Annotated in this window: 23 protein-coding genes; 10 read left to right on the forward strand and 13 right to left on the reverse strand. The window is 54.2% G+C overall.

Annotation, left to right across the window (positions count from 1 at the left end):
• The first annotated feature begins 46 nt into the window (after nt 1–46).
• From dksA to folK, 4 genes are all read left to right on the forward strand, one after another.
• Nucleotides 47–502: an RNA polymerase-binding protein DksA gene (gene dksA / locus J8X26_RS01455; RefSeq protein WP_095924702.1), complete on the forward strand. Its 456-nt coding sequence runs from the start codon at nt 47–49 to the stop codon at nt 500–502.
• Between the two features lie 62 nt (nt 503–564).
• Nucleotides 565–1,431: a tRNA glutamyl-Q(34) synthetase GluQRS gene (gluQRS, locus tag J8X26_RS01460; protein ID WP_208949982.1), complete on the forward strand. Its 867-nt coding sequence runs from the start codon at nt 565–567 to the stop codon at nt 1,429–1,431.
• Between the two features lie 525 nt (nt 1,432–1,956).
• The gene (gene pcnB / locus J8X26_RS01465; protein WP_204902605.1) at nt 1,957–3,282 is read left to right on the forward strand and encodes a polynucleotide adenylyltransferase PcnB; all 1,326 of its coding nucleotides are present in this window, start codon (nt 1,957–1,959) and stop codon (nt 3,280–3,282) included.
• Complete coding sequence (gene folK, locus J8X26_RS01470) at nt 3,279–3,758, forward strand: 2-amino-4-hydroxy-6-hydroxymethyldihydropteridine diphosphokinase (protein WP_208949983.1); 480 nt, start codon at nt 3,279–3,281, stop codon at nt 3,756–3,758. Before pcnB ends, folK begins: the two co-directional genes overlap by 4 nt.
• 5 nt (nt 3,759–3,763) lie before the next feature.
• Here the strand turns inward: folK and qseC are convergent, their stop codons facing one another.
• Entirely contained in the window at nt 3,764–5,122 is a 1,359-nt protein-coding gene (gene qseC / locus J8X26_RS01475; RefSeq protein ID WP_208950042.1) for a quorum sensing histidine kinase QseC, read from the reverse strand.
• A gap of 5 nt (nt 5,123–5,127) precedes the next feature.
• Nucleotides 5,128–5,805 carry a quorum sensing response regulator transcription factor QseB gene (gene qseB, locus J8X26_RS01480; protein WP_165059045.1) on the reverse strand — a complete coding sequence of 226 codons (678 nt, stop codon included), beginning with the start codon at nt 5,803–5,805 and terminating at the stop codon, nt 5,128–5,130.
• Nucleotides 5,806–5,963: 158 nt separating this feature from the next.
• Between qseB and panB the strand changes: the two genes are divergently transcribed.
• The 3 genes from panB (at nt 5,964) to panD (ending at nt 8,115) form a co-directional block, all read left to right on the forward strand.
• On the forward strand, nt 5,964–6,758 hold the full coding sequence (gene panB / locus J8X26_RS01485; protein ID WP_152327654.1) for a 3-methyl-2-oxobutanoate hydroxymethyltransferase: 795 nt from the start codon (nt 5,964–5,966) through the stop codon (nt 6,756–6,758).
• A gap of 14 nt (nt 6,759–6,772) precedes the next feature.
• Nucleotides 6,773–7,627 carry a pantoate--beta-alanine ligase gene (gene panC / locus J8X26_RS01490; protein ID WP_152327653.1) on the forward strand — a complete coding sequence of 285 codons (855 nt, stop codon included), beginning with the start codon at nt 6,773–6,775 and terminating at the stop codon, nt 7,625–7,627.
• A 107-nt stretch (nt 7,628–7,734) separates the two neighbouring features.
• Nucleotides 7,735–8,115, forward strand: a complete 381-nt coding sequence (panD, locus tag J8X26_RS01495) for an aspartate 1-decarboxylase (protein ID WP_101075221.1) — start codon at nt 7,735–7,737, stop codon at nt 8,113–8,115.
• Between the two features lie 227 nt (nt 8,116–8,342).
• On the opposite strand, the gene J8X26_RS01500 is transcribed toward panD, so the two are convergent.
• The gene (locus J8X26_RS01500) at nt 8,343–9,113 is read right to left on the reverse strand and encodes an ABC transporter permease (protein ID WP_152327652.1); all 771 of its coding nucleotides are present in this window, start codon (nt 9,111–9,113) and stop codon (nt 8,343–8,345) included.
• Nucleotides 9,113–10,036 (reverse strand): ABC transporter ATP-binding protein, encoded by a 924-nt coding sequence (locus J8X26_RS01505; protein WP_152327651.1) that lies wholly within the window; start codon nt 10,034–10,036, stop codon nt 9,113–9,115. The genes J8X26_RS01500 and J8X26_RS01505 overlap by 1 nt, the downstream gene beginning before the upstream one ends.
• A 133-nt stretch (nt 10,037–10,169) precedes the next feature.
• Here J8X26_RS01505 and can point away from each other — a divergent pair, with 133 nt between their 5' ends.
• Nucleotides 10,170–10,826 (forward strand): carbonate dehydratase, encoded by a 657-nt coding sequence (gene can, locus J8X26_RS01510; protein WP_152327650.1) that lies wholly within the window; start codon nt 10,170–10,172, stop codon nt 10,824–10,826.
• Nucleotides 10,827–11,034: 208 nt separating this feature from the next.
• Here can and hpt read toward each other — a convergent pair whose 3' ends face one another.
• The 9 genes from hpt to cueO form a co-directional block, all read right to left on the reverse strand.
• Nucleotides 11,035–11,571, reverse strand: a complete 537-nt coding sequence (gene hpt, locus J8X26_RS01515) for a hypoxanthine phosphoribosyltransferase (protein WP_208949984.1) — start codon at nt 11,569–11,571, stop codon at nt 11,035–11,037.
• Nucleotides 11,572–11,682: 111 nt separating this feature from the next.
• On the reverse strand, nt 11,683–12,648 hold the full coding sequence (gene gutQ / locus J8X26_RS01520; protein ID WP_152325081.1) for an arabinose-5-phosphate isomerase GutQ: 966 nt from the start codon (nt 12,646–12,648) through the stop codon (nt 11,683–11,685).
• Entirely contained in the window at nt 12,641–13,414 is a 774-nt protein-coding gene (locus J8X26_RS01525; RefSeq protein ID WP_152325082.1) for a DNA-binding transcriptional repressor, read from the reverse strand. Before J8X26_RS01525 ends, gutQ begins: the two co-directional genes overlap by 8 nt.
• 80 nt (nt 13,415–13,494) lie before the next feature.
• The gene (gene gutM, locus J8X26_RS01530) at nt 13,495–13,857 is read right to left on the reverse strand and encodes a transcriptional regulator GutM (protein ID WP_208949985.1); all 363 of its coding nucleotides are present in this window, start codon (nt 13,855–13,857) and stop codon (nt 13,495–13,497) included.
• A gap of 50 nt (nt 13,858–13,907) precedes the next feature.
• The gene (gene srlD, locus J8X26_RS01535) at nt 13,908–14,687 is read right to left on the reverse strand and encodes a sorbitol-6-phosphate dehydrogenase (RefSeq protein ID WP_208949986.1); all 780 of its coding nucleotides are present in this window, start codon (nt 14,685–14,687) and stop codon (nt 13,908–13,910) included.
• Between the two features lie 15 nt (nt 14,688–14,702).
• Nucleotides 14,703–15,071 (reverse strand): PTS glucitol/sorbitol transporter subunit IIA, encoded by a 369-nt coding sequence (gene srlB, locus J8X26_RS01540; protein WP_208949987.1) that lies wholly within the window; start codon nt 15,069–15,071, stop codon nt 14,703–14,705.
• A 9-nt stretch (nt 15,072–15,080) separates the two neighbouring features.
• Nucleotides 15,081–16,070 carry a PTS glucitol/sorbitol transporter subunit IIB gene (locus J8X26_RS01545; RefSeq protein WP_165059039.1) on the reverse strand — a complete coding sequence of 330 codons (990 nt, stop codon included), beginning with the start codon at nt 16,068–16,070 and terminating at the stop codon, nt 15,081–15,083.
• A 14-nt stretch (nt 16,071–16,084) separates the two neighbouring features.
• Complete coding sequence (locus J8X26_RS01550; RefSeq protein ID WP_104923303.1) at nt 16,085–16,633, reverse strand: PTS glucitol/sorbitol transporter subunit IIC; 549 nt, start codon at nt 16,631–16,633, stop codon at nt 16,085–16,087.
• A gap of 256 nt (nt 16,634–16,889) precedes the next feature.
• Nucleotides 16,890–18,500, reverse strand: coding sequence for a multicopper oxidase CueO (gene cueO / locus J8X26_RS01555; protein ID WP_208949988.1), 1,611 nt, complete (start codon nt 18,498–18,500; stop codon nt 16,890–16,892).
• 212 nt (nt 18,501–18,712) lie between these two features.
• Here cueO and J8X26_RS01560 point away from each other — a divergent pair, with 212 nt between their 5' ends.
• A complete protein-coding gene (locus J8X26_RS01560) occupies nt 18,713–19,060 on the forward strand; it encodes a YacC family pilotin-like protein (RefSeq protein WP_152325089.1) in 348 nt (115 codons plus the stop codon).
• Nucleotides 19,061–19,252: 192 nt separating this feature from the next.
• Nucleotides 19,253–20,128, forward strand: a complete 876-nt coding sequence (gene speE, locus J8X26_RS01565; RefSeq protein ID WP_152325090.1) for a polyamine aminopropyltransferase — start codon at nt 19,253–19,255, stop codon at nt 20,126–20,128.
• The last annotated feature ends 28 nt before the right edge of the window (nt 20,129–20,156 follow it).

Consider the following 20,156-nt stretch of genomic DNA (forward strand, 5'->3'; position numbering starts at 1 on the left):
ACGTTAAGGTGGATGAACATAGTGCGTGTTATGTAGGAGAAGCATCATGCAAGAAGGCCAAACCCGTAAGACGTCGTCCTTGAGCATTCTCGCTATCGCTGGGGTGCAGCCGTATCAAGAGAAGCCGGGCGAAGAGTACATGAACGACGCTCAGCTGGCTCACTTCAAAAAGATTCTTGAAGCATGGCGCAATCAGCTCAGGGATGAAGTAGATCGTACCGTTACACACATGCAGGATGAAGCTGCAAACTTCCCTGATCCGGTCGACCGTGCCGCTCAGGAAGAAGAATTCAGCCTCGAACTGCGTAACCGTGACCGTGAACGTAAGCTGATCAAAAAGATTGAAAAAACACTGAAAAAAGTGGAAGACGAGGATTTCGGTTATTGCGATTCCTGTGGCGTTGAGATTGGCATCCGCCGTCTTGAAGCACGTCCGACCGCTGACTTGTGTATCGACTGTAAGACTCTGGCAGAAATCCGCGAAAAGCAGATGGCTGGCTAAGTCCCGGGTTCCACGCGGTGCGTCATGCACCGCGTTCCCTTTAAAAGCACGACCCCATTCTTATGCCACAAAATCAATATACGGGCCGTTTCGCGCCTTCACCTTCCGGTGACCTCCATTTCGGTTCGCTGATTGCCGCACTCGGCAGTTATCTGCATGCCCGCGCCCAAAACGGCCAGTGGCTGGTTCGCATTGACGATATCGATCCGCCGCGTGAAATTCCTGGTTCTGCTGACCGCATTCTGGCCACGCTTGAACGCTATGGTCTGGAATGGGACGGTGACGTCGTCTGGCAATCCAAACGTCATGACGCCTACCGCGAAGTGCTGGACTGGCTGTATCAGCAACAAAAAAGCTATTACTGCACCTGTACCCGCCAGCGCATTACGCAAAGCGGCGGCTTTTACGACGGTCACTGCCGAGGCCTGAATCTAGGTGCAGAAAACGCGGCAATTCGCCTGCATCAGACCTTACCGGTTTATGGTTTTGATGATGATTTTCAGGGGCATTTACAGGCCGAAAGCCAGCTGGCCGAAGAAGATTTTATTATCCGCCGCCGCGACGGGCTGTTTGCCTACAATCTGGCGGTGGTCGTTGATGACCATTTTCAGGGCGTGAATCATATTGTGCGCGGAGCCGATCTCATCGAGCCGACCGTGCGCCAGATTTCGCTTTACCGGCATCTGGGCTATCCGCAACCGGGATATCTGCATTTGCCGCTGGCACTGAATGAAAATGGCGACAAGCTTTCCAAACAAAATCATGCACCGGCGCTGCCTGAAGGCGATCCGCGGCCGGCAATCATTAACGCACTGAAATTTTTAGGCCAAACGCTGCCGGAAAACTGGCAGGATTACACTTTGCCTTTATTATTACGCTGGGCGACAACGCACTGGACGCCCTCTGAGATACCGCGTCAGGGCGCTTAATCACCGCTGAACTGACATCGGCATTCTCAAAGAGGCTATCGTGAGCTATGATTAGCCGCTGTTTTTGCGTCACGCCAATTTTTTCAGTCACTATCGAGGTGTACCATTTTTACCCGAGTAGCCAATTTTTGCCGTAAGGTGCTGGTCCGTGAAGATAAAGTCGTTCGTGAAGAAAAGGCTGTTCATGACGAAGCCGCACTTCATGGAGAAGTTAATCGTGAGGACAATTCCCGTCGCGATCCGTCTCCTGTGGCTGAAAACACTGTGAAGGCAAACCATCCTGAACGTCGTGACAACGAGCAACGCCGCGAAAACCGTGGCCGTCGGGATGACAACGCAAACCGGGGCGACCGTCGTAATAACAACAACCGTCGCTCAGCGCCTTATCAGCCGCGTGGCGAACGTAACGACAATCGCGGTGAACGTACCGACAACCGTGGCGAACGCAGCGAACAGCGTGCTCCGCGTACCGAGCACGTCCAGAAACCGCGCCCGTCATTTGATTACGCGGGCGAAACCCGTGCGATGACCATCATTCCCCGTGATGAGCATAATATTTCCCGCCGTGACATCAGCGAAAACGCCCTGAAAGTTCTGTACCGACTGAACAAGTCTGGCTATGAAGCCTTCCTGGTGGGCGGTGGCGTGCGCGATTTGCTGCTGGATAAAAAGCCAAAAGATTTCGATATCACGACCAATGCAACGCCTGACCAGGTGCGCAAACTTTTCCGTAACTGCCGTCTGGTTGGCCGCCGTTTCCGTCTGGCCCATGTGATGTTCGGCCCGGAAATCATCGAGGTCGCCACGTTCCGTGGTCACCACGAACAGTACGAAGAAACCGACGATAAAAACGTTTCCCAGCAGGCCCAGAACGGCATGCTGCTGCGCGATAACATCTTCGGCACGATTGAAGACGATGCTCAGCGCCGCGACTTCACCATCAACAGCCTGTATTACGGCGTGGCTGATTTCACCGTCCGCGATTACACCGGCGGCCTGCGTGATCTGGAAAACGGCATCATCCGCCTGATTGGTGATCCGGAAACCCGCTACCGCGAAGACCCGGTGCGTATGCTGCGTGCGGTGCGTTTCGCTGCAAAACTCGACATGAAGATCAGCCCGGAAACCGCTGAGCCGATCCCACGTCTGGCGACGCTGTTACAGGAAATTCCGCCTGCGCGTCTGTTTGAAGAATCGCTGAAGTTGCTGCAAGCCGGCTACGGTTATGCCACGTACAAAAAACTGTGTGAATACCAGCTGTTCCAGCCACTGTTCCCGCTGATTGCCCGCCAGTTTACTGAGCATGGCGACAGCCCGATGGAACATATTCTGTTGCAGGTTCTGAAAAATACCGACTACCGTTTGCAAAACGATCAGCGCGTCAATCCGGCGTTCCTGTTTGCGGCAATGTTGTGGTATCCGGTGATTGAACATGCACAGAAACTGGCGCAGGAAGGCGGTCTGACGTATTACGACGCCTTCGCGCTGGCCATGAACGACGTGCTCGACGAACAATGTCGCACGCTGGCAATTCCAAAACGTATTACCACGCTGGTGCGTGACATCTGGGCATTGCAGCTGCGTCTGTCCCGCCGTCAGGGCAAACGTGCGCACAAGCTGATGGAACATCCTAAGTTCCGCGCCGCTTACGATTTACTGGTTCTGCGCGCTGAAGTTGAACAGCATCGCGAACTGCAAAGTCTGGCGCAGTGGTGGGGTGAATTCCAGGAAGCCACACCGGCCTCGCAGAAAGCCATGCTCGGTACGCTCGGTGACGACGCAACGCCTGCGCGCCGCGCACGGACACGTCGTCCGCGTAAACGCGCTCCCCGCAAGGACGGCGGTCAATGATCCGCGTTTACCTGGCTCTGGGAAGCAATCTCTCACGACCTCTCGACCAGGTAAATTGCGCGCTGGAGGCGCTGGCACATTTGCCGCGCACCCGTTTTGTCGCTGTCTCTCCGTTTTACCGCAGCAAACCGCTGGGGCCGCAGGATCAGCCTGATTATCTGAACGCCGTGGTGTCGCTCGATACGTTGTTACCACCGGAAGAGCTGCTCGATTGCACGCAAGCCATCGAGCAAAATCAGGGACGTGTCCGCAAAGCCGAACGCTGGGGTCCGCGGACATTAGATCTGGATATGCTGTGTTATGGCGATCGGGTGATCGACACTGAACGTCTGACTGTGCCGCATTACCATATGAAAAACCGCGAGTTTATGCTTTACCCGCTGGCGGATCTGGCACCGGATCTGGTGTTCCCGGATGGCGAAACGTTGCAAAGCGTATTGGATCGCGTTCCGCTGAATGGCCTGAAAAAATGGTAAGCCGCTCAGCGACTTACCCGCACCTGTAATCCCCCTTCTGCTTTGTTCTGGTACTCCACCCGCAAGTGATGTAACTGTGCGATCCTCTGTACGATCGAAATACCCAGACCGCTGCCGGTTTGCTCCTGACCCGGTGGCCGGTAAAAGCGTTCGCCCAGCCGCGCCAGATGTTCTTCCGAGATCCCCGGCCCCTGATCTTCTACCGTTAATCCCTGCGCATTCAGCGTGACCGACACAGTGGTTCCCGCCGGAGAATAACGAATCGCGTTATCCAGCAGATTACGCACCATCAGCGAAAGGAGAAGAGATTGCCCGCGCATTTGCGGCGGCGTTCCCTGCTCTTCAAAACGTAATTCGATGCCTTTGCTGTGCGCGCGATAATCCTGCTCAGCCAGATTTTGTGCCAGCAGCGAAGGCCAGTCGATGATCTCCAGTTCTTCAGGTTCTGAAAAACTTTCCAGCCGCGAAAGCGTCAGCAGCTGATCCACCAGCCGCGTGGCGCGATCGATACTGGTGGTCAGGTTTTCCAGCGCATGTTCACGCATTTCAGTGTCGTCACCGGACAGCTGCACCACTTCGGTTTGCACGCGCAATGCCGCCAGCGGGCTGCGTAATTCATGCGCAGCATCGGAAGTAAACCGGCGTTCGCGGACCAGCATTTCACTGGTACGGTCGAACAGAGAATTCAGCGCGTTTGCCAGCGGAAGGACTTCACCGGGCAGACGGTCTGTGACAATCGGCGTGGCATCTTCCGGCGATCGCTGACGCAGCCCCTCTGCAACCCGGCGTAGCGGGCGGAGTTCCAGCGTCACCATCACAATCAGCGCCAGCAGCAATACCGGCAATGAAGCCAGCCACGGCGTCAGTTGCCCGCTGACTAAACTCCAGGCCATATCATTGCGGTAGTCGTATTCCTGCCCGACGGCCACGCGATATTGCCCGTCCGGCGACGTCAGCCAGACCATACGCCAGTCGTCGTGGTCGCCTTTAATCTCGTCATCTTTAAAGCCCTGCGTGTAGCCGTCGAAGCGGATGCGTTTGCCGTTTTCGCCGTCGTTGAGCAGCATGTCGCCCTGCTGATTGAAAATCGCAAACGTCAGCGCATCGTCATCGGTGTGGCCGCGCGAGCCTTTTCGTACCATCTTTTTGGTGTCCGGCAGCTCGGCGTCTTTTTGCATATTCAACCGGTCGCCCAGTCCGGTGGCGGCCAGACGTTTGGCAAACAACATCTGTTGGGTATCAAACACTTCGTTGATGTGTTTGCGGGTCTGGTGCCACGCCACGCCGCTGGCAATCAGCCACGTCAGTAGTGCCAGCACGGTAAACAGCAGGATCAGCCGGAGGCGCAAACTCAGGTTTTTCAGCTCCTTCACGCGTTCTCCCCGGATGAAACATCGCCCAGCGTATATCCCACGCCGTGAACGGTGCGGATGAAGCTTTTGCCGAGTTTGCTGCGAAGATGGTGGATATGCACTTCAACCGCGTTGCTGCTGACCTCGTCGTCCCAGTTATACAGTTTTTCCTGAATCAGGGTGCGCGCCAGTACGCGGCCTTTGTTATTGAGGAACAGTTCCAGCACCGCGACTTCACGCGGCGTGAGCGTGACGGTTTCGCCGTTGAGCGTTACACTTCGGGCGGCCGGATCGAATTCCACTGCGCCGTGCGTCACTTTCGGCGTAACCACGCCATGACGGCGGCGGATCAGCGCCTGTAAACGCGCGGCCACTTCCACCAGCGCAAACGGCTTACACAGATAATCATCCGCACCGGCCTGCAATCCGCCGACGCGCTGTTCAAGCGCATCGCGCGCCGTGAGGATGAGTACCGGCGTGTCGAGACCGGCCTTGCGCCATTCACGCAGCAGCTCCATGCCGTCCATTCCTGGCAGGCTTAAATCGAGGATCACCGCATCGTACGGCGCGCTGTCGAGCGCGGCCTTACCGGTCAGCCCGTCGGTAAACCAGTCGAGCGTAAACCCCAGTTTTGTCAGCCCGGCTTTGATACCGTCGCCAATCATTTTGTCGTCTTCAACCAATAGAATTCGCATGGTTCCCTCCGTTTTTTTCATTATAGGCGAAGCTTCTTAATCACTTCTTAAGACCTGAATCATAGAGTCCGTTGCTGATCTTGCTGTCTGCATTTCGGCTCATACAGTAGAATACTGGCATCATATTCATCCGATGAATTATTCAAAGGAAAGTGTTCATGAAACCAACAACGCTGAGCCAGCTTCGCCAATGGAAGCAGGAAAAACACAAATTTGCGACCATTACCGCGTATGACGCCAGTTTCGCGCAATTGTTTGCCGAACAGGGTATCAGCGTGATGCTGATCGGTGACTCACTGGGCATGGTCGTTCAGGGGCAGGATTCCACCCTGCCGGTGACGGTTGAGGAAATTGCTTACCACACGCGCTGCGTGCGCCGTGGCGCGCCTCAGGCTTTATTGCTGGCAGACCTGCCGTTCATGAGTTACGCCACACCGGAACAGGCGTTTGAAAGCGCGGCAATCCTGATGCGTGCCGGCGGCAATATGGTGAAACTCGAAGGCGGCAGCTGGCTGTGCGATACAGTTAAAATGCTGACCGAGCGCGCCGTGCCGGTGTGCGGCCATCTCGGGCTGACGCCGCAATCCGTGAACATTTTTGGTGGTTACAAAGTGCAGGGGCGCGACGAAGTGGCCGCAAACCAGCTCATCAAAGATGCGATGATGCTCGAAGAAGCCGGGGCGCAGCTGCTGGTGCTGGAATGTGTACCCGTTGAACTGGCTCGCCGCGTGACCGAAGAACTGAGCATCCCGGTGATCGGCATTGGTGCCGGTAACGTGACCGACGGACAGATTCTGGTGATGCATGACGCGTTCGGCATTACCGGCGGCCATACGCCAAAATTTGCCAAAGACTTCCTCACAGAAGCGGGCGATATCCGCAGCGCGGTGCGTTTGTATGTCGATCAGGTCGCGCAGGGCGTGTATCCGGGCGAAGAGCATTCCTTTAAATAATCGGGAGAAGAAGTGTGCTGATAATTGACAGCGTGGCGCTGCTGCGTCGCGAGATCCGTGATTTTCGTAAAAATAACAAACGCATCGCGCTGGTGCCGACAATGGGCAACCTGCACGAAGGCCATATGACGCTGGTGGAAGAAGCCAAAGCGCGTGGCGACGTGGTGGTGGTGAGTATTTTCGTCAACCCGATGCAGTTTGAGCGAGCGGATGATCTTGAACGTTATCCGCGCACGTTGCAGGAAGACTGCGAAAAGCTGAACAAGCGCGGCGTGGATCTGGTATTTGCTCCGTCTCCGGCGGAGGTTTATCCGAAAGGCCTGACAACGCAGACGCAGGTCGATGTACCGGTGATTTCCACCATTCTGGAAGGCGCGAGTCGGCCGGGGCATTTCCGTGGTGTATCGACGATTGTCAGCAAATTGTTCAATCTGGTGCAGCCGCAGGTAGCCTGTTTCGGCCAGAAAGACTTCCAGCAACTGGCGCTGCTGCGCACGATGGTTGAAGACATGGGCTACGACATTGAAATTATTGGCGTACCGATTGTCCGCGCCAAAGACGGTCTGGCACTGAGTTCGCGCAATGGTTATCTGACCCCGGAAGAGCGTAAAATAGCGCCACAGCTGAACAAGATCATGACCGCGCTGGCGGAGCGTCTAAGCCAGGGCGAGCGTCACGTTGAAGAGATGTTGCAGGAAACCGCGCAACAGCTGCGTGAAGCCGGATTTACGCCTGATGAGTTGTTTATTCGTGATGCCAAAACCTTGCAGGAATTGTCCGTCGACAGCACCTCTGCGGTGATCCTGATGGCGGCATGGTTAGGGAAAGCCCGGCTGATTGATAATCAAGAGGTTGATCTGACGCAGTAGACAGCACAGCTCAAATCGGCAACTATGTTGGCCGCCGGAAATATCGGAATTTTATTATCTCCGCCCGGTGGGTTCCCTGATTTTTTTACGCAAGTAAGGTATATGTGATGATCCGCACTATGCTGCAAGGCAAACTGCACCGGGTTCACGTGACTCAGGCAGATTTGCACTACGAAGGTTCCTGCGCCATCGACCAGGACTTTCTCGATGCTTCAGGCATTTTAGAATACGAAGCGATTGATATTTATAACGTTGATAACGGTCAGCGTTTCTCAACTTACGCCATCGCGGCAGAACGCGGTTCGCGTATTATTTCGGTTAACGGCGCTGCGGCGCGCTGCGCCTGTGTCGGCGATCTGCTGATCATCTGCTCTTACGTGCAGATGTCTGACGCTGATGCCCGCCAGCACAAACCGAAAGTGGCTTATTTTGAAGGTGAGAACCAGCTAAAACGCACCGCGAAAGCCGTGCCGGTTCAGGTGGCTTGATTCTCTGAACAACACATAAAGAATTATAAAAAATCTGAATCCCCCCAATCATTCGAGTTGCATCACAAAAGGCTTTAGCCTTTTGAACAGCGCTTGCGCTGGCCCCTATGGGGCGAGGCTCTGCCGAGTAACGCGGCAATTGAGTGAATCCCCGGGAGCATACACAAGTATGTGACCGGGGTTCACGAGGGCAGCCAACGCAGAGGCGGCCCGAAGGATGAAGGGGATTAACTTCTCAGACCGCGTCCGCGTTCAATCAGATACCACGCCAGCAGATAAAATACCGCGATAAACGCCACCAGCACGCTCATCGTGAAGATCAGCGGAACGTCACTGACGCCAAGGAATCCGTAGCGGAAACCGCTGATCATGTAGACGATCGGGTTCAGCTTGGAAATCGCCTGCCAGATTGGTGGCAGCAGCGACAGCGAGTAAAACACGCCGCCCAGATACGTCAGCGGAGTCAGCACGAACGTCGGGATCAGGCTGATATCATCAAACGTGGTGGCAAACACCGCATTCAGCAAACCGCCCAGCGAGAACAGGATCGCGGTCAGCAGCAGCGTCAGCGCAATCACCCACCAGGAATGGATCACCAGCGGCACGAAGAACAACGAAATCGCCGTGACCAGAATCCCCACGCAAATCCCACGCGCCACGCCACCGCCGACATAACCGGCGATCACCACGTGCGTTGGCACCGGTGCAACCAGCAGCTCTTCAATATTGCGCTGGAATTTCGCGCTGAAGAAAGACGAAGCCACGTTAGCGTAAGAGTTAGTGATTACCGCCATCATGATCAGGCCCGGCACGATAAACTGCATGTAAGTAAAACCATGCATGCTGCCGATTTGCGAACCGATCAGATTGCCGAAAATGATGAAATAAAGTGTCATGGTGATCACCGGTGGAACCAGCGTTTGGATCCAGATCCGGCCAAACCGGTTGATCTCTTTCATCCAGATACTTTTGAGTGCTACCCAATACAGTTGCGACATTATTTCTTTTCCCCGCTGCCGTTCACCAGCGTCACAAACAGCTCTTCCAGACGGTTAGCTTTGTTACGCATACTTAATACCTGTACGCCCTGCTTGCTCAGCTGGCTGAACAGGGAATTCAGGCCTTGTTCACGCATGACTTCAACTTCCAGCGTCGACGTATCTGTCAGTTGGCTGCGGTAGCCTTCCAGCACTGGCAGCGGGCTTTTCGCCCCTAAATCCAGAATGAAGGTTTCGGATTTGAGCTTGGACAACAGCGCTTTCATGCTGGTGTTTTCCACCAGTTCACCGCCCTGAATGATGCCGATATTGCGGCACAGCATTTCGGCTTCTTCCAGATAATGCGTGGTCAGAATAATGGTCGTGCCCTGTGCATTCAGCTCTTTCAGGAAACCCCACATCGAGCGGCGCAGTTCGATATCTACCCCGGCGGTCGGTTCGTCGAGGATCAGCAGTTTCGGTTCATGCATCAGCGCGCGGGCAATCATCAGACGACGCTTCATGCCACCTGAAAGCATGCGGGAACGCTCATTACGCTTGCCCCAAAGATCCAGTTGGGTCAGATATTTTTCGGCACGTTGAAGCGCCAGCGGACGCGGCACGCCATAGTAACCGGCCTGGTTGACGACAACCTGCATCACGGTTTCAAACGGATTGAAGTTGAATTCCTGCGGCACCAGCCCGAGCTGACGCTTGGCGTTGACGATATCTTTGTCGATGTCGTAACCGAACACCTGAACTTTACCGGCAGTTTTGTTCACCAGTGAGCTGATGATGCCGATGGTCGTCGATTTACCCGCACCGTTCGGCCCCAGCAGGGCGTAAAAATCGCCGGCTTCGACGCGCAGATCGATACCGCGCAAAGCCTGTACACCACCGGCGTAAGTTTTGGTTAACTTTTCCAGTTCCAATGCATAATTCATAAAGGAAGCGTACCTTGTTGTGAAAACCCTGTTGTAGGAATGCGTAAAAGGAGATGTTGAATCGGTTTTAAAAGACGGAGCATTGCCCTATATTACTCCATCGCTGTTGGCTCGTTACAGGCTATTAACCTCAATGAATGATATAGAAAAGCTCATCAGTAATAATGCCAACTGGTCCAAGACCATGATCGACGAAGATCCTGGCTTCTTTGAACGACTTTCCCAATCTCAAAAACCCCGTTTTCTGTGGATCGGTTGCTCCGACAGTCGTGTTCCCGCTGAGCAATTGACCGGGCTTGAACCGGGCGAACTGTTTGTTCACCGTAACGTCGCCAATCTGGTTATCCATACTGATCTCAACTGCCTGTCCGTTGTGCAATATGCTATCGACGTACTGGAAGTGGAACACGTCATCATTTGCGGTCACTACGGTTGCGGTGGCGTACAGGCAGCGGTTGAAAACCCTGAACTGGGTTTGATTAATAACTGGTTATTGCATATCCGGGACATCTGGTACAAACACAGCTCCCTGTTGGGCGAACTGTCACCAAATCAGCGTCTCGATAAATTGTGTGAGCTGAACGTCGTGGAACAGGTTTACAACCTCGGCCACTCCACCGTAATGCAATCAGCCTGGAAACGCGGCCAGAAAGTCACCCTGCACGGCTGGGTTTACGGCATTCAGGACGGACGACTGCGCAATCTCGAAGTCGACGCCACCAGCCGCGAAACGCTGGAACAGCGCTACCGTCAGGGCGTCTCCGCCTTACTGAACGGCAACCCGCAATAACAAGCCGCCCCACTCTACAGAAAATTAAAAAACAAAAGGCACAAAAATGTGCCTTTTTTAGTGAGATTTTTCGGGAAAGACTGTCAAGGGCGTAGCCGATGACGTCAGTTCTGACCGGGGAAGCGCGGGGCAACTGCAATGGACATAAAGTCCATGAGGAATGCGAGCACTTCCCGCGCCGGAAATGGCTAAACCGGGTAGCCAGGCACTATTCGTCCAGCATAACCACTTTGCCGACATACGGCAGATGGCGATAGCGCTGGGCGTAGTCGATGCCGAAACCAACGACGAATTCGTCCGGGATCGCAAAACCGACGTATTCCACTTTGACTTCAACTTCACGGCGTTCTGGTTTGTCGAGCAGGGTACAAATTGCCAGTGATTTCGGGCCGCGCAGTTGCAGGATTTCGCGCACTTTGCTCAGCGTGTTGCCGGAGTCAATGATGTCTTCGACGATCAGCACGTCTTTGCCCCGAATGTCTTCGTCGAGATCTTTCAGGATTTTGACATCGCGAGTCGTAGACATGCCGTTGCCGTAGCTTGATGCGGTCATGAAATCGACTTCATGCGGCACATCAATGGCGCGGCACAAATCGGCCATGAACATAAAGGAACCGCGCAGCAGCCCGACCAGTACCATTTCGCTGCCGCTGTCACGATAGTTGTCGGTAATTTTACGGCCCAGCTCTTCAATTCGGGTTTTGATTTCCTGTTCGGAAATCATGACATCAACGCGATGTTTCATATAAAGACTAACCACCTGATTTAAGAATATTTATCGCCGTTTTTGGAAGAAACGGCGACCATATAGTGGATGGGATTATATCAAAGAACCCGCCGATGAGTAACGCCGGTGTCAGCCAATACCGGCCTGGTGCAGGTCATGCAGGTTGATGGCTCCCACCAAAATACCCTCGCTGTCGACCACCGGTGCGGCACTGATGTGCTGTTCGTGCAAGGCTTCCAACGCTTCACCCGCCCGCCATTGGGCAGGAAGCTGATATCCCGGACGGCTCATCGCGCTCACCAGCGGATCATCCAGGCTATGTCCTTTCACCAGCCAGCGGCGCAAATCGCCGTCGGTAAAAACGCCCACGACATGCAGGCTGGCGTCACACACCGCAACCAGCCCCAGGCCGGTGCGACTCAGTTCCAGCATGGCATCCATGACATTTTTCTGGCTGTCGACAACAGGCAAACGATCGCCGGTGCGCATCAGATGATGGACGCGGTTGAGCAATCTGGCGCCCAGACTCCCCCCCGGATGTGACCGCGCGAAATCCTCGGCGCCGAAACCACGGTGGCGCATCAGTGCCATCGCCAGCGCGTCGCCCATCATCAACGTATTTACTGCGCTGGACGTCGGCGCGAGCCCCATCGGGCAGGCCTCGCGCTCAACACTGATGTCGAGCACGCAATCGGCCGCCTGCGCCAGCGAGGAATTTTTGCCGCCGGTGATGGCGATCAGGCGCGTCTGGTTTTCTTTCAGCAATGGCAAAATCGTATCCAGCTCTTTTGCTCGGCCGGAATAAGAAATGAAAATCAGCACGTCATTGCTGCCAATCATCCCCAGATCGCCGTGCAGGGCTTCGGCGGGATGAACAAAGAACGCAGGCGTCCCGGTGCTGGCCAGCGATGCCGCGATTTTCTTGCCGATATGGCCGGATTTCCCCATACCGGAAACCACTGCTTTACCGGTGCAATTTAGTAATAAGCTGCACGCACAAAGGAAATTATCATCAAGCCGCGTCAGTAAACGTTTCGCTTCTTCAATCTCAATTTCCAGCGTTTCGCGTGCGTAGTTCAGTAATGAATCATTCATCGTCTTCCCCGACTAAAATAATGCGGATCCCCAGTTTTTCGATGGCCTCACGATAAGGAGCAGTTAACCCGCTGTCAGTGATCAACGTATCGACTTTGCCCAAATTACAGACCACGTTCGGGCTTTTGCGCCCGAATTTTGAGGAATCTACCAGCAGGAAAATACGTTCGGCGGCATTGCACATCGCCTGGCTGACGCCGTGAACTTCGTTAAACGTGGTGACCCCCCCGTTCAGATCAACACCATCGGCACCGATAAACAGTTTGTCGAAGTTGAATTGATCAAAAGCGCTTTCCGCCAGGCTGCCATGGAAAGAAGAGGATTTTTTACGGTAGGTGCCGCCCGGCATCAGAATGGTTTGATCATTATCCAGCTCGACCAGTGCATTGACGATATGCAGGCTGTTGGTCATAACAGTGATGTTATTGAACTGACTAAGGAAAGGCACCATCTGCATGACCGTACTGCCTGCGTCGAAAATGAGGGAATCGCCGTCCTGAATTTCGCTAATCGCGGCGCGGGCAATGCGCAGCTTTTTACCGGTATTAATGTGTGTTTTACGGTCGATGGGCTGGTCGCCTTCTTCGCGGCTCAGAACCACGCCGCCATAGGTACGAATCACAGCACCTTCTTCTTCCAGCAGAGTGAGATCTTTCCGGATGGTGGTGCCTGTAGTGGCGAAATGCGCTGCCAGATCTTCCACCGCCGTCTTACCAAATTGCTGCAAATGCTCCAGTATCGCCGCCTGCCGTTGCTTAGGTTTCATCACGATTTCCGCTCAAATTTTCAGATAAATTCACTCGCCATCATTCTTTTTGAAAGATAATAGCTTTTAAAGTGAAAATATCATGATTTCGATTCAATCGCTAATGATAGTGCGGTTTGAATATTCGGATCTTTCGGGAAGATCACACCTGTCATTAATTGTTCGCGTTTCATTCCATTAAGAGCAGTAAAGGGCTGAGGACGGGCAAAGATGGTCAGTCCGCGCAGCAGAAAACCCGCGCAGACCTTTTCTTCTTTATCGAAAGCCAGCGCCAGCACAACGCGCGGTTTGAAGCGACCGCCCGAACGCCCGACGCCCACTGAACCGCATAAACACAGCTGGTCAAACGCGTGATTGAAACGCTGCAACTGCCACCAGCCCAACACAATCTGCGCTACCCATGCCAGCATCGCGCACACAATCAGTGCTGAAGTCGAGGTCATCGTTTTCTCCTTAAAAAACCCGCCCCGGTCTCAGACAAGGGCGGATGGCATCAGAACATGACCTGGCCGCCGGTAATATTGATTGACTGGCCGGTACAGTAAGACGCTTTATCACTGGCGTAAAACAACAACATATCCAGCACATCCTGATAGTCACAACCGCGTTTGAGCGGCACTTTATCAATGTAATACTGTTCTACTTCGTCGGCCTGAATGCCGAGTTTCTTAGCGTATTGCGGTAATAATGACTGGAACATCGGCGATTTCAGCAGGTTCCCTAACATCAGCGAATGGACAGTAATACCGTATTCCGCCAGATCCAGCGCCAGAGATTGCGTCAGCCCCACGCCGCCGAATTTCGCCGCACTGTAACCCGCGTTGTGTTTGCTGCCCACTTTGCCGGATTTGGAGTTGATCTGGATGATGCGACCCGGAATTCGGTCGCGGATCATCAGACGGGAAAACTCCCGGGCGCAAAGGAAATACCCGACCAGATTCACCTGAAGTGAGAGATCAAAATCATTGAGAGCAAAGTCGGTAATCGGCGAGGCCTTCGCCATTCCCGCGCTGTAGACCAGCAAACTGACGCCGCCAAAGGTCTGATCCACCGCCTTCGCCAGCTTTTCAACGCTACTTTCATTCGTGGCATCGACAACAAATCCAAATGCCCTTTCGTCTCCAAACTGCTGATTAATCTGTGCCGCAACTTCTGTGGCATTCTTTTCATTCAGATCTGCCACCGCAACCCGATATCCGGATTCAGCCAGCCCCTGACAGAGAAATGCGCCCAGCGTCTGCCCACCGCCGATCACGACTGCAACCTGTTCCATAACTGACTCCTGACTTTAGTGTTGATCGATAAATTTCAATATGCTGCCCAGCGGAATGTCTTCAGGCGTTACGCCTTTTACATGTACGCAGCCGGGATATTCCGCCTCCGCGCTGCCGTCAAAACGCAGCGTGATATGTCCGAGTTCGCGCAGGTTTTGCATCGCCACCTCGCCCACGGCGGTCACCGGATAAAGCACATCAGCCAGTTCCATGCAGGCTCCGCGATGCAGTTCGCCTTCGGTCTGGCCGTGCTGATGAATAAAACAATAATCCTGAATATCAGCCGGTGCGCCTTCGCGGAATGTAATCAGCATCTGATCGGATAACGCCTCGCGGGCAAAGTCTCCGATATGCGTAATCCTGGTTTGATAAATAGTTTGCATGGTGACTCCTTACTGATAGATGAAGGCGGACGCGGCCCAGGCGATAAGCACCGTCGGGGCACCGGTGAGGAAACGGCTGACCAGCACGGACGGCACACCGACGCGAACGGTGTCCTGCTTGGCTTCTGCCAGTGAAAGCCCGACCGGAATGAAGTCGCAAGCCGCCTGCGCGTTAATCGCAAAGAGAGCCGGTAAAGCCAGATGCGGCGGAATATTGCCCAGCCCGATCTGAACGCCGACCAGCACGCCGATGACCTGCGCGATCACCGCACCGGGGCCGAGGAAAGGAGACAGCAGCGGGAAGGAGCAAATCAGCGCCAGCAACACCAGTCCGACAGGACTTTTGGCCAGAGGCGTCAGGCCGTGCGCCACCAGGTCGCCAAGACCAGACGCCATAATGATGCCAATCAGTGCCGCCACAAACGCCATAAACGGCAGGATAGTTTTGAGCACCGTATCAATGGTATCGCGCCCCGCCTGGAACAGCACCGCGACGCCCGATCCCATGCCCATTCCGACTTTTGCCAGCAGTCCGTCACTTTGCTCGGTGATTTTTTTGGTGGTGTCGTAGTCTCTTACAGCCGCTGTAGGTGCGGGTTTACTGTCCACCGGTGCCGGTTTTTCGCGTTCACTGGTATCGAAAACGATGTCGTGTTCACGCACACCGGAGACATAAATGTCTTCAGTAATAAACTGTGCCAGCGGGCCGGATTTGCCGGTCGAATGGATGTTCACGGTCGGGATCCGACGTTTTGGATAAATACCGCAGCGCAGCGTTCCGCCGCAGTCGATCACCGCCACTCCGATTTCTTCTGCCGGGGGCTCACCTTCTTTAAAACCATCAACGGTTTCCCAACCCGTCAGTTCCGCCAGTTTGTCGACGATCGCCGGACGCGTGCCCGCCGTGATATACACAATTTTTTTGCCTGGTACGGCCTCAATCAGTAACGGACCGCCCCAGCCACCTTCACCCCGGTTAATTCGAATGGTAACGCTCATTTTCTGCTCCGCGTTTAAAGTTGAACCTGACGATCAAGCTGAATGCCCATCTTCCTTTCGAAGATGCGCGTCGTGAGATCGGTCACCCAACCCCGGAAGAAGTTGGTCACCATGCCGACGAGGAAATAGCTGACCGCCAGTGGCCCGAGCGGTAATCCCAACGTGGTCAGCCCGCTGGCCACGCCGAGATAAACGAACAGTTCGCCAGGATTAATGTGCGGGAATAATCCGTTCATGGAATGGCAGCTGTAGGAACCCGCCGCATAGTAACTCGGCTTGTAAATCTCAGGCATGAAGCGCCCGAGACTCAGCGTCATCGGGTTACAAAAAACAAATGTGCCGATGACCGGCAACAACAGATAACGTGAAACCGGATTTCCGGCACAGCGCTGCGCCAGACGTTCGATCCTGCGCTGACCCACAAAAACGATCAGCGCATTCATGACCACCAGCAAACTGATTAAGAGCGGTAAAATGCCGGTTACCATACCGACAAAAACCTCTCCCCCTTTTTGAAACAGGCCGATAAACCATTCGGCACCGTGTGTAATCACTTCAATCATCTTGTTCTCCTGTAGGGATACGTGAGCTTTAAGCTTTCATGTTTTGTCACTCCACGCTGAAAATATAATCATATTGAACTCATAATAATTCCATATTGATCACATTTCGAAAGATTTATCTTTCGAAATGAAATTTTTATAATCAAGTACTGGCAGAGAATTAAAACGGGCGGGAATGGCAGGTAAAAAAAATGGCCCGGAGAATAGTCTCGGGCCATTTTTTCAGGGAATTACAGAAAGGAAATTAGAAAGAAGCTTATGCCGACACCGTAAACCCGAGCATCATGCCGGTATCTTCGTGTTCCAGCAGATGGCAATGCGCCATATAGGCATGCTGTTTATCCGCCAGGTGACTGAAGCGCACCAGCACTTCGCTGCGGGCGCCTTCGACGCGGACGATATCTTTCCAGCCCTGACGGTGCGGCGCGACCGGCTGGCCGTTTTCAGAAAGAATACGGAATTGTGTGCCGTGGATATGGAACGGATGCAGCATCATGTCGCCTTCGCCGGAAATCGTCCATTTCTCGTATTGCCCTTGTTTCACATCGAACGCAGGCACGTTCATGTCGTAGGCTTTGCCGTTGATTTTATTGCCCTGCATGAAATCGTAACTTCCGGCCGCTTTGCCCATGCCCATTCCGGCCATACCGCCGTGGCTGTCATGGCCTGAACCGGACATCCCCGGCATTGCCGCCATATCCATATCACCGCCGCCGTGATCCATGCTCATGCCGGCCATCGCGCTGTGACCGTAACGTTTCATCAGCGCCGCCATTCCCTGTTGATCCAGCTGCGGATCCATCATCAGTTGCAACCAGCGGGTCGGCAGATTATCAGTAGAAACCAGCGCCGGAACCGGCACCAGCGTGTCCGGCAGTGAACCGCCGCTTTGGGTCAATGTCGGCTGAATGCGTAGTACCGGCAACGGCTTGTCGAACGGTGCCAGCGTCATACCCATTTGTTTCACCGGCAATGTGACCAGATCAAACGCTTTACCGTCGCTGCAATCAATCAGCACTTCAAAACGTTCCCCCATCAGCAACGGCAAATCACTGACTTTTACCGGCTCGGAAAGAAAACCGCCGTCGCTGGCGATCACGTACATCGGCCGCTGGTCGCTGGTGGCGATGTGCAGCGAGCGCGCATTGCAGCCGTTAAGCAGACGAAAGCGCACCCAGCCGCGCGAAATGCCGTGCTGCGGATAAATCGCGCCGTTAGTCAGCATGTGCTCGCCGAACCAGCCGATGGCGGCAGTCATCACGTCCATCTGGTAATCAATCTGTCCGGCGTCACTGAGGCGTTTGTCCTGCAAAATGACCGGGATATCATCCACGCCCCAGCGTTTCGGGATCTGTAATGCGTCGCTGCCTTCATCTTCAATCAGGACTAATCCGGCCAGCCCCATTGCCACCTGATAGCCGCTGGTCTGATGCGGATGCGGGTGAAACCAGCAGGTCGCGGCGGGTTGTTCGAGCTGCAAACTCACGCTGCGGCTCTGGCCCGGCGCGATCAGCCCCTGAGGATCGCCGTCAATGTCACCAGGAATTTCCAGCCCGTGCCAGTGAACGGTGCTCGCGACGTCCAGATTGTTTTTGACCGTGACATTGAGCGGTTTGCCCCGCCGCACGCGCAGCGCAGGCCCCAGCAGATTGCCGTTCACGCCCCAGGTTTGTGTATTCACCCCGGGCAGAAACTGGCTCTGACCACGTTGCAGGGAAAGCGAAATCGCGCTGCGGGCATCCGGTTCAAGCAGTGTGGGAATGGGCAACGCCGGGCGGTCAGCGGCCAGCGCAAACCGGCTCCAGCCGGGTAACGTACTGGCGGCGCCCAGGAGCGTTGTCCACTTCACGAAATCGCGACGGTTCATGTTCAGTCCTTATGATGGAAAATTGCCAGACGAACGGCATAAAACTGCCATAATAGTACGACAGCCTAAACCCTCCACTAAGGGGAAGGTCAAGTGGCGGGCACGCAGAAAAGAAATTTGGTGCCACTCATCGCAAATATGGTAACGTCATTTCGATTCGCTTTGAGCCAGGTTTTTCTAATCTTTCAATCTAAAAGAACAAGAACACTTCCATGAAAAGAACAACATTGTGTTTGCTGTTACTGTCGCTGCTCGGCTTCTCCTCCGCCAGTCAGGCGTTGAGTGAGTCAGAAGCAGAAGATCTGGCGGATCTGACCGCAGTCTTCGTTTATTTGAAAAATAACTGCGGCTACGAACAGTTGCCTAATACCCAAATCAAACGGGCGATCGTCTTTTTCGCACAGCAGAATCGCTGGGATCTGAGCAACTACAACAGCTTCAATATGCAGGCAATGGGTGAAGACAGCTATCGCGACCTGAGCGGCATCGCAGTTCCGAAACCGGCCAAATGCAAATCTCTGGCGCGCGATTCACTGAGTCTGCTGGCTTATACCAACTAAATTTCCCCCGCAGTGCTCCGTCAGTCTGATGCCGGAGCGTTTCATTTCCCCTCTCCGGATCCGCGTCACACCTCACTCAGCTACAATTAAGCTAAATTTATCTGTTTGAAATTCAACCGTGCATGCGCAGGCAGAGTTAGCTATCATGTGCGCCCATTTTTATGGCTGCGAATGCTCAGGAGAAACAAAGACATGTCCCGGAACTCGTCACCCAAAGAAATATGGTATGAGACGCTGCACGCCCATTTTGGCCAGTACTTCAGCGTCGAAAAAGAGTTGTACCGTGAGAAAACTGAACACCAGGATCTGGTGATTTTTGAGAATGCGGCGCTGGGCCGCGTGATGGCGCTCGACGGCGTGGTGCAAACCACCGAACGTGATGAATTTATCTATCACGAGATGCTGACACACGTTCCGTTACTGGCGCACGGCGATGCCAAAAAAGTGCTGATCATCGGCGGTGGCGACGGCGGAATGCTGCGTGAAGTCTGCCGTCATAAAGGCGTGGAATCGGTCACGATGGTGGAAATTGATGCCGGCGTGGTGGAGTTTTGCCGCCAGTATCTGCCCAATCATAATGCCGGTGCTTACGATGATGCCCGTTTCAATCTGGTGATTGAAGATGGCGTGAATTTCGTGAATCAGACCGCTGAAACGTTTGATGTGATTATCTCCGACTGCACCGATCCGATCGGTCCGGGAGAAAGCCTGTTCACCTCGGCCTTCTACGAAGGTTGCGCGCGTTGCCTGAAACCGGGCGGCATTTTCGTGGCGCAAAACGGTGTCTGCTTCCTTCAGCAGGATGAAGCGGTCAACAGCCACACCAAACTGAGCCACTATTTCAGTGATGTCAGTTTCTATCAGGCCGCGATCCCGACCTATTACGGCGGCATCATGACCTTCGCCTGGGCGACCAATAACCCGGCTTACCGCCAGATCGACAGCCAGACATTGCAGGCGCGCTTCGACGCCGCAGGCATTACCTGTCGCTATTACAATCCGGCGATTCATCACGGCAGCTTTGCGTTGCCGCAGTATTTACTGAATGCCCTGTCAGCTGCGCGCTGATACCGCATCCGTAAGGGGGTGAACTAAA

The organism is Rahnella sp. ChDrAdgB13 (assembly GCF_017655185.1).
Lineage (GTDB): Bacteria > Pseudomonadota > Gammaproteobacteria > Enterobacterales > Enterobacteriaceae > Rahnella > Rahnella contaminans.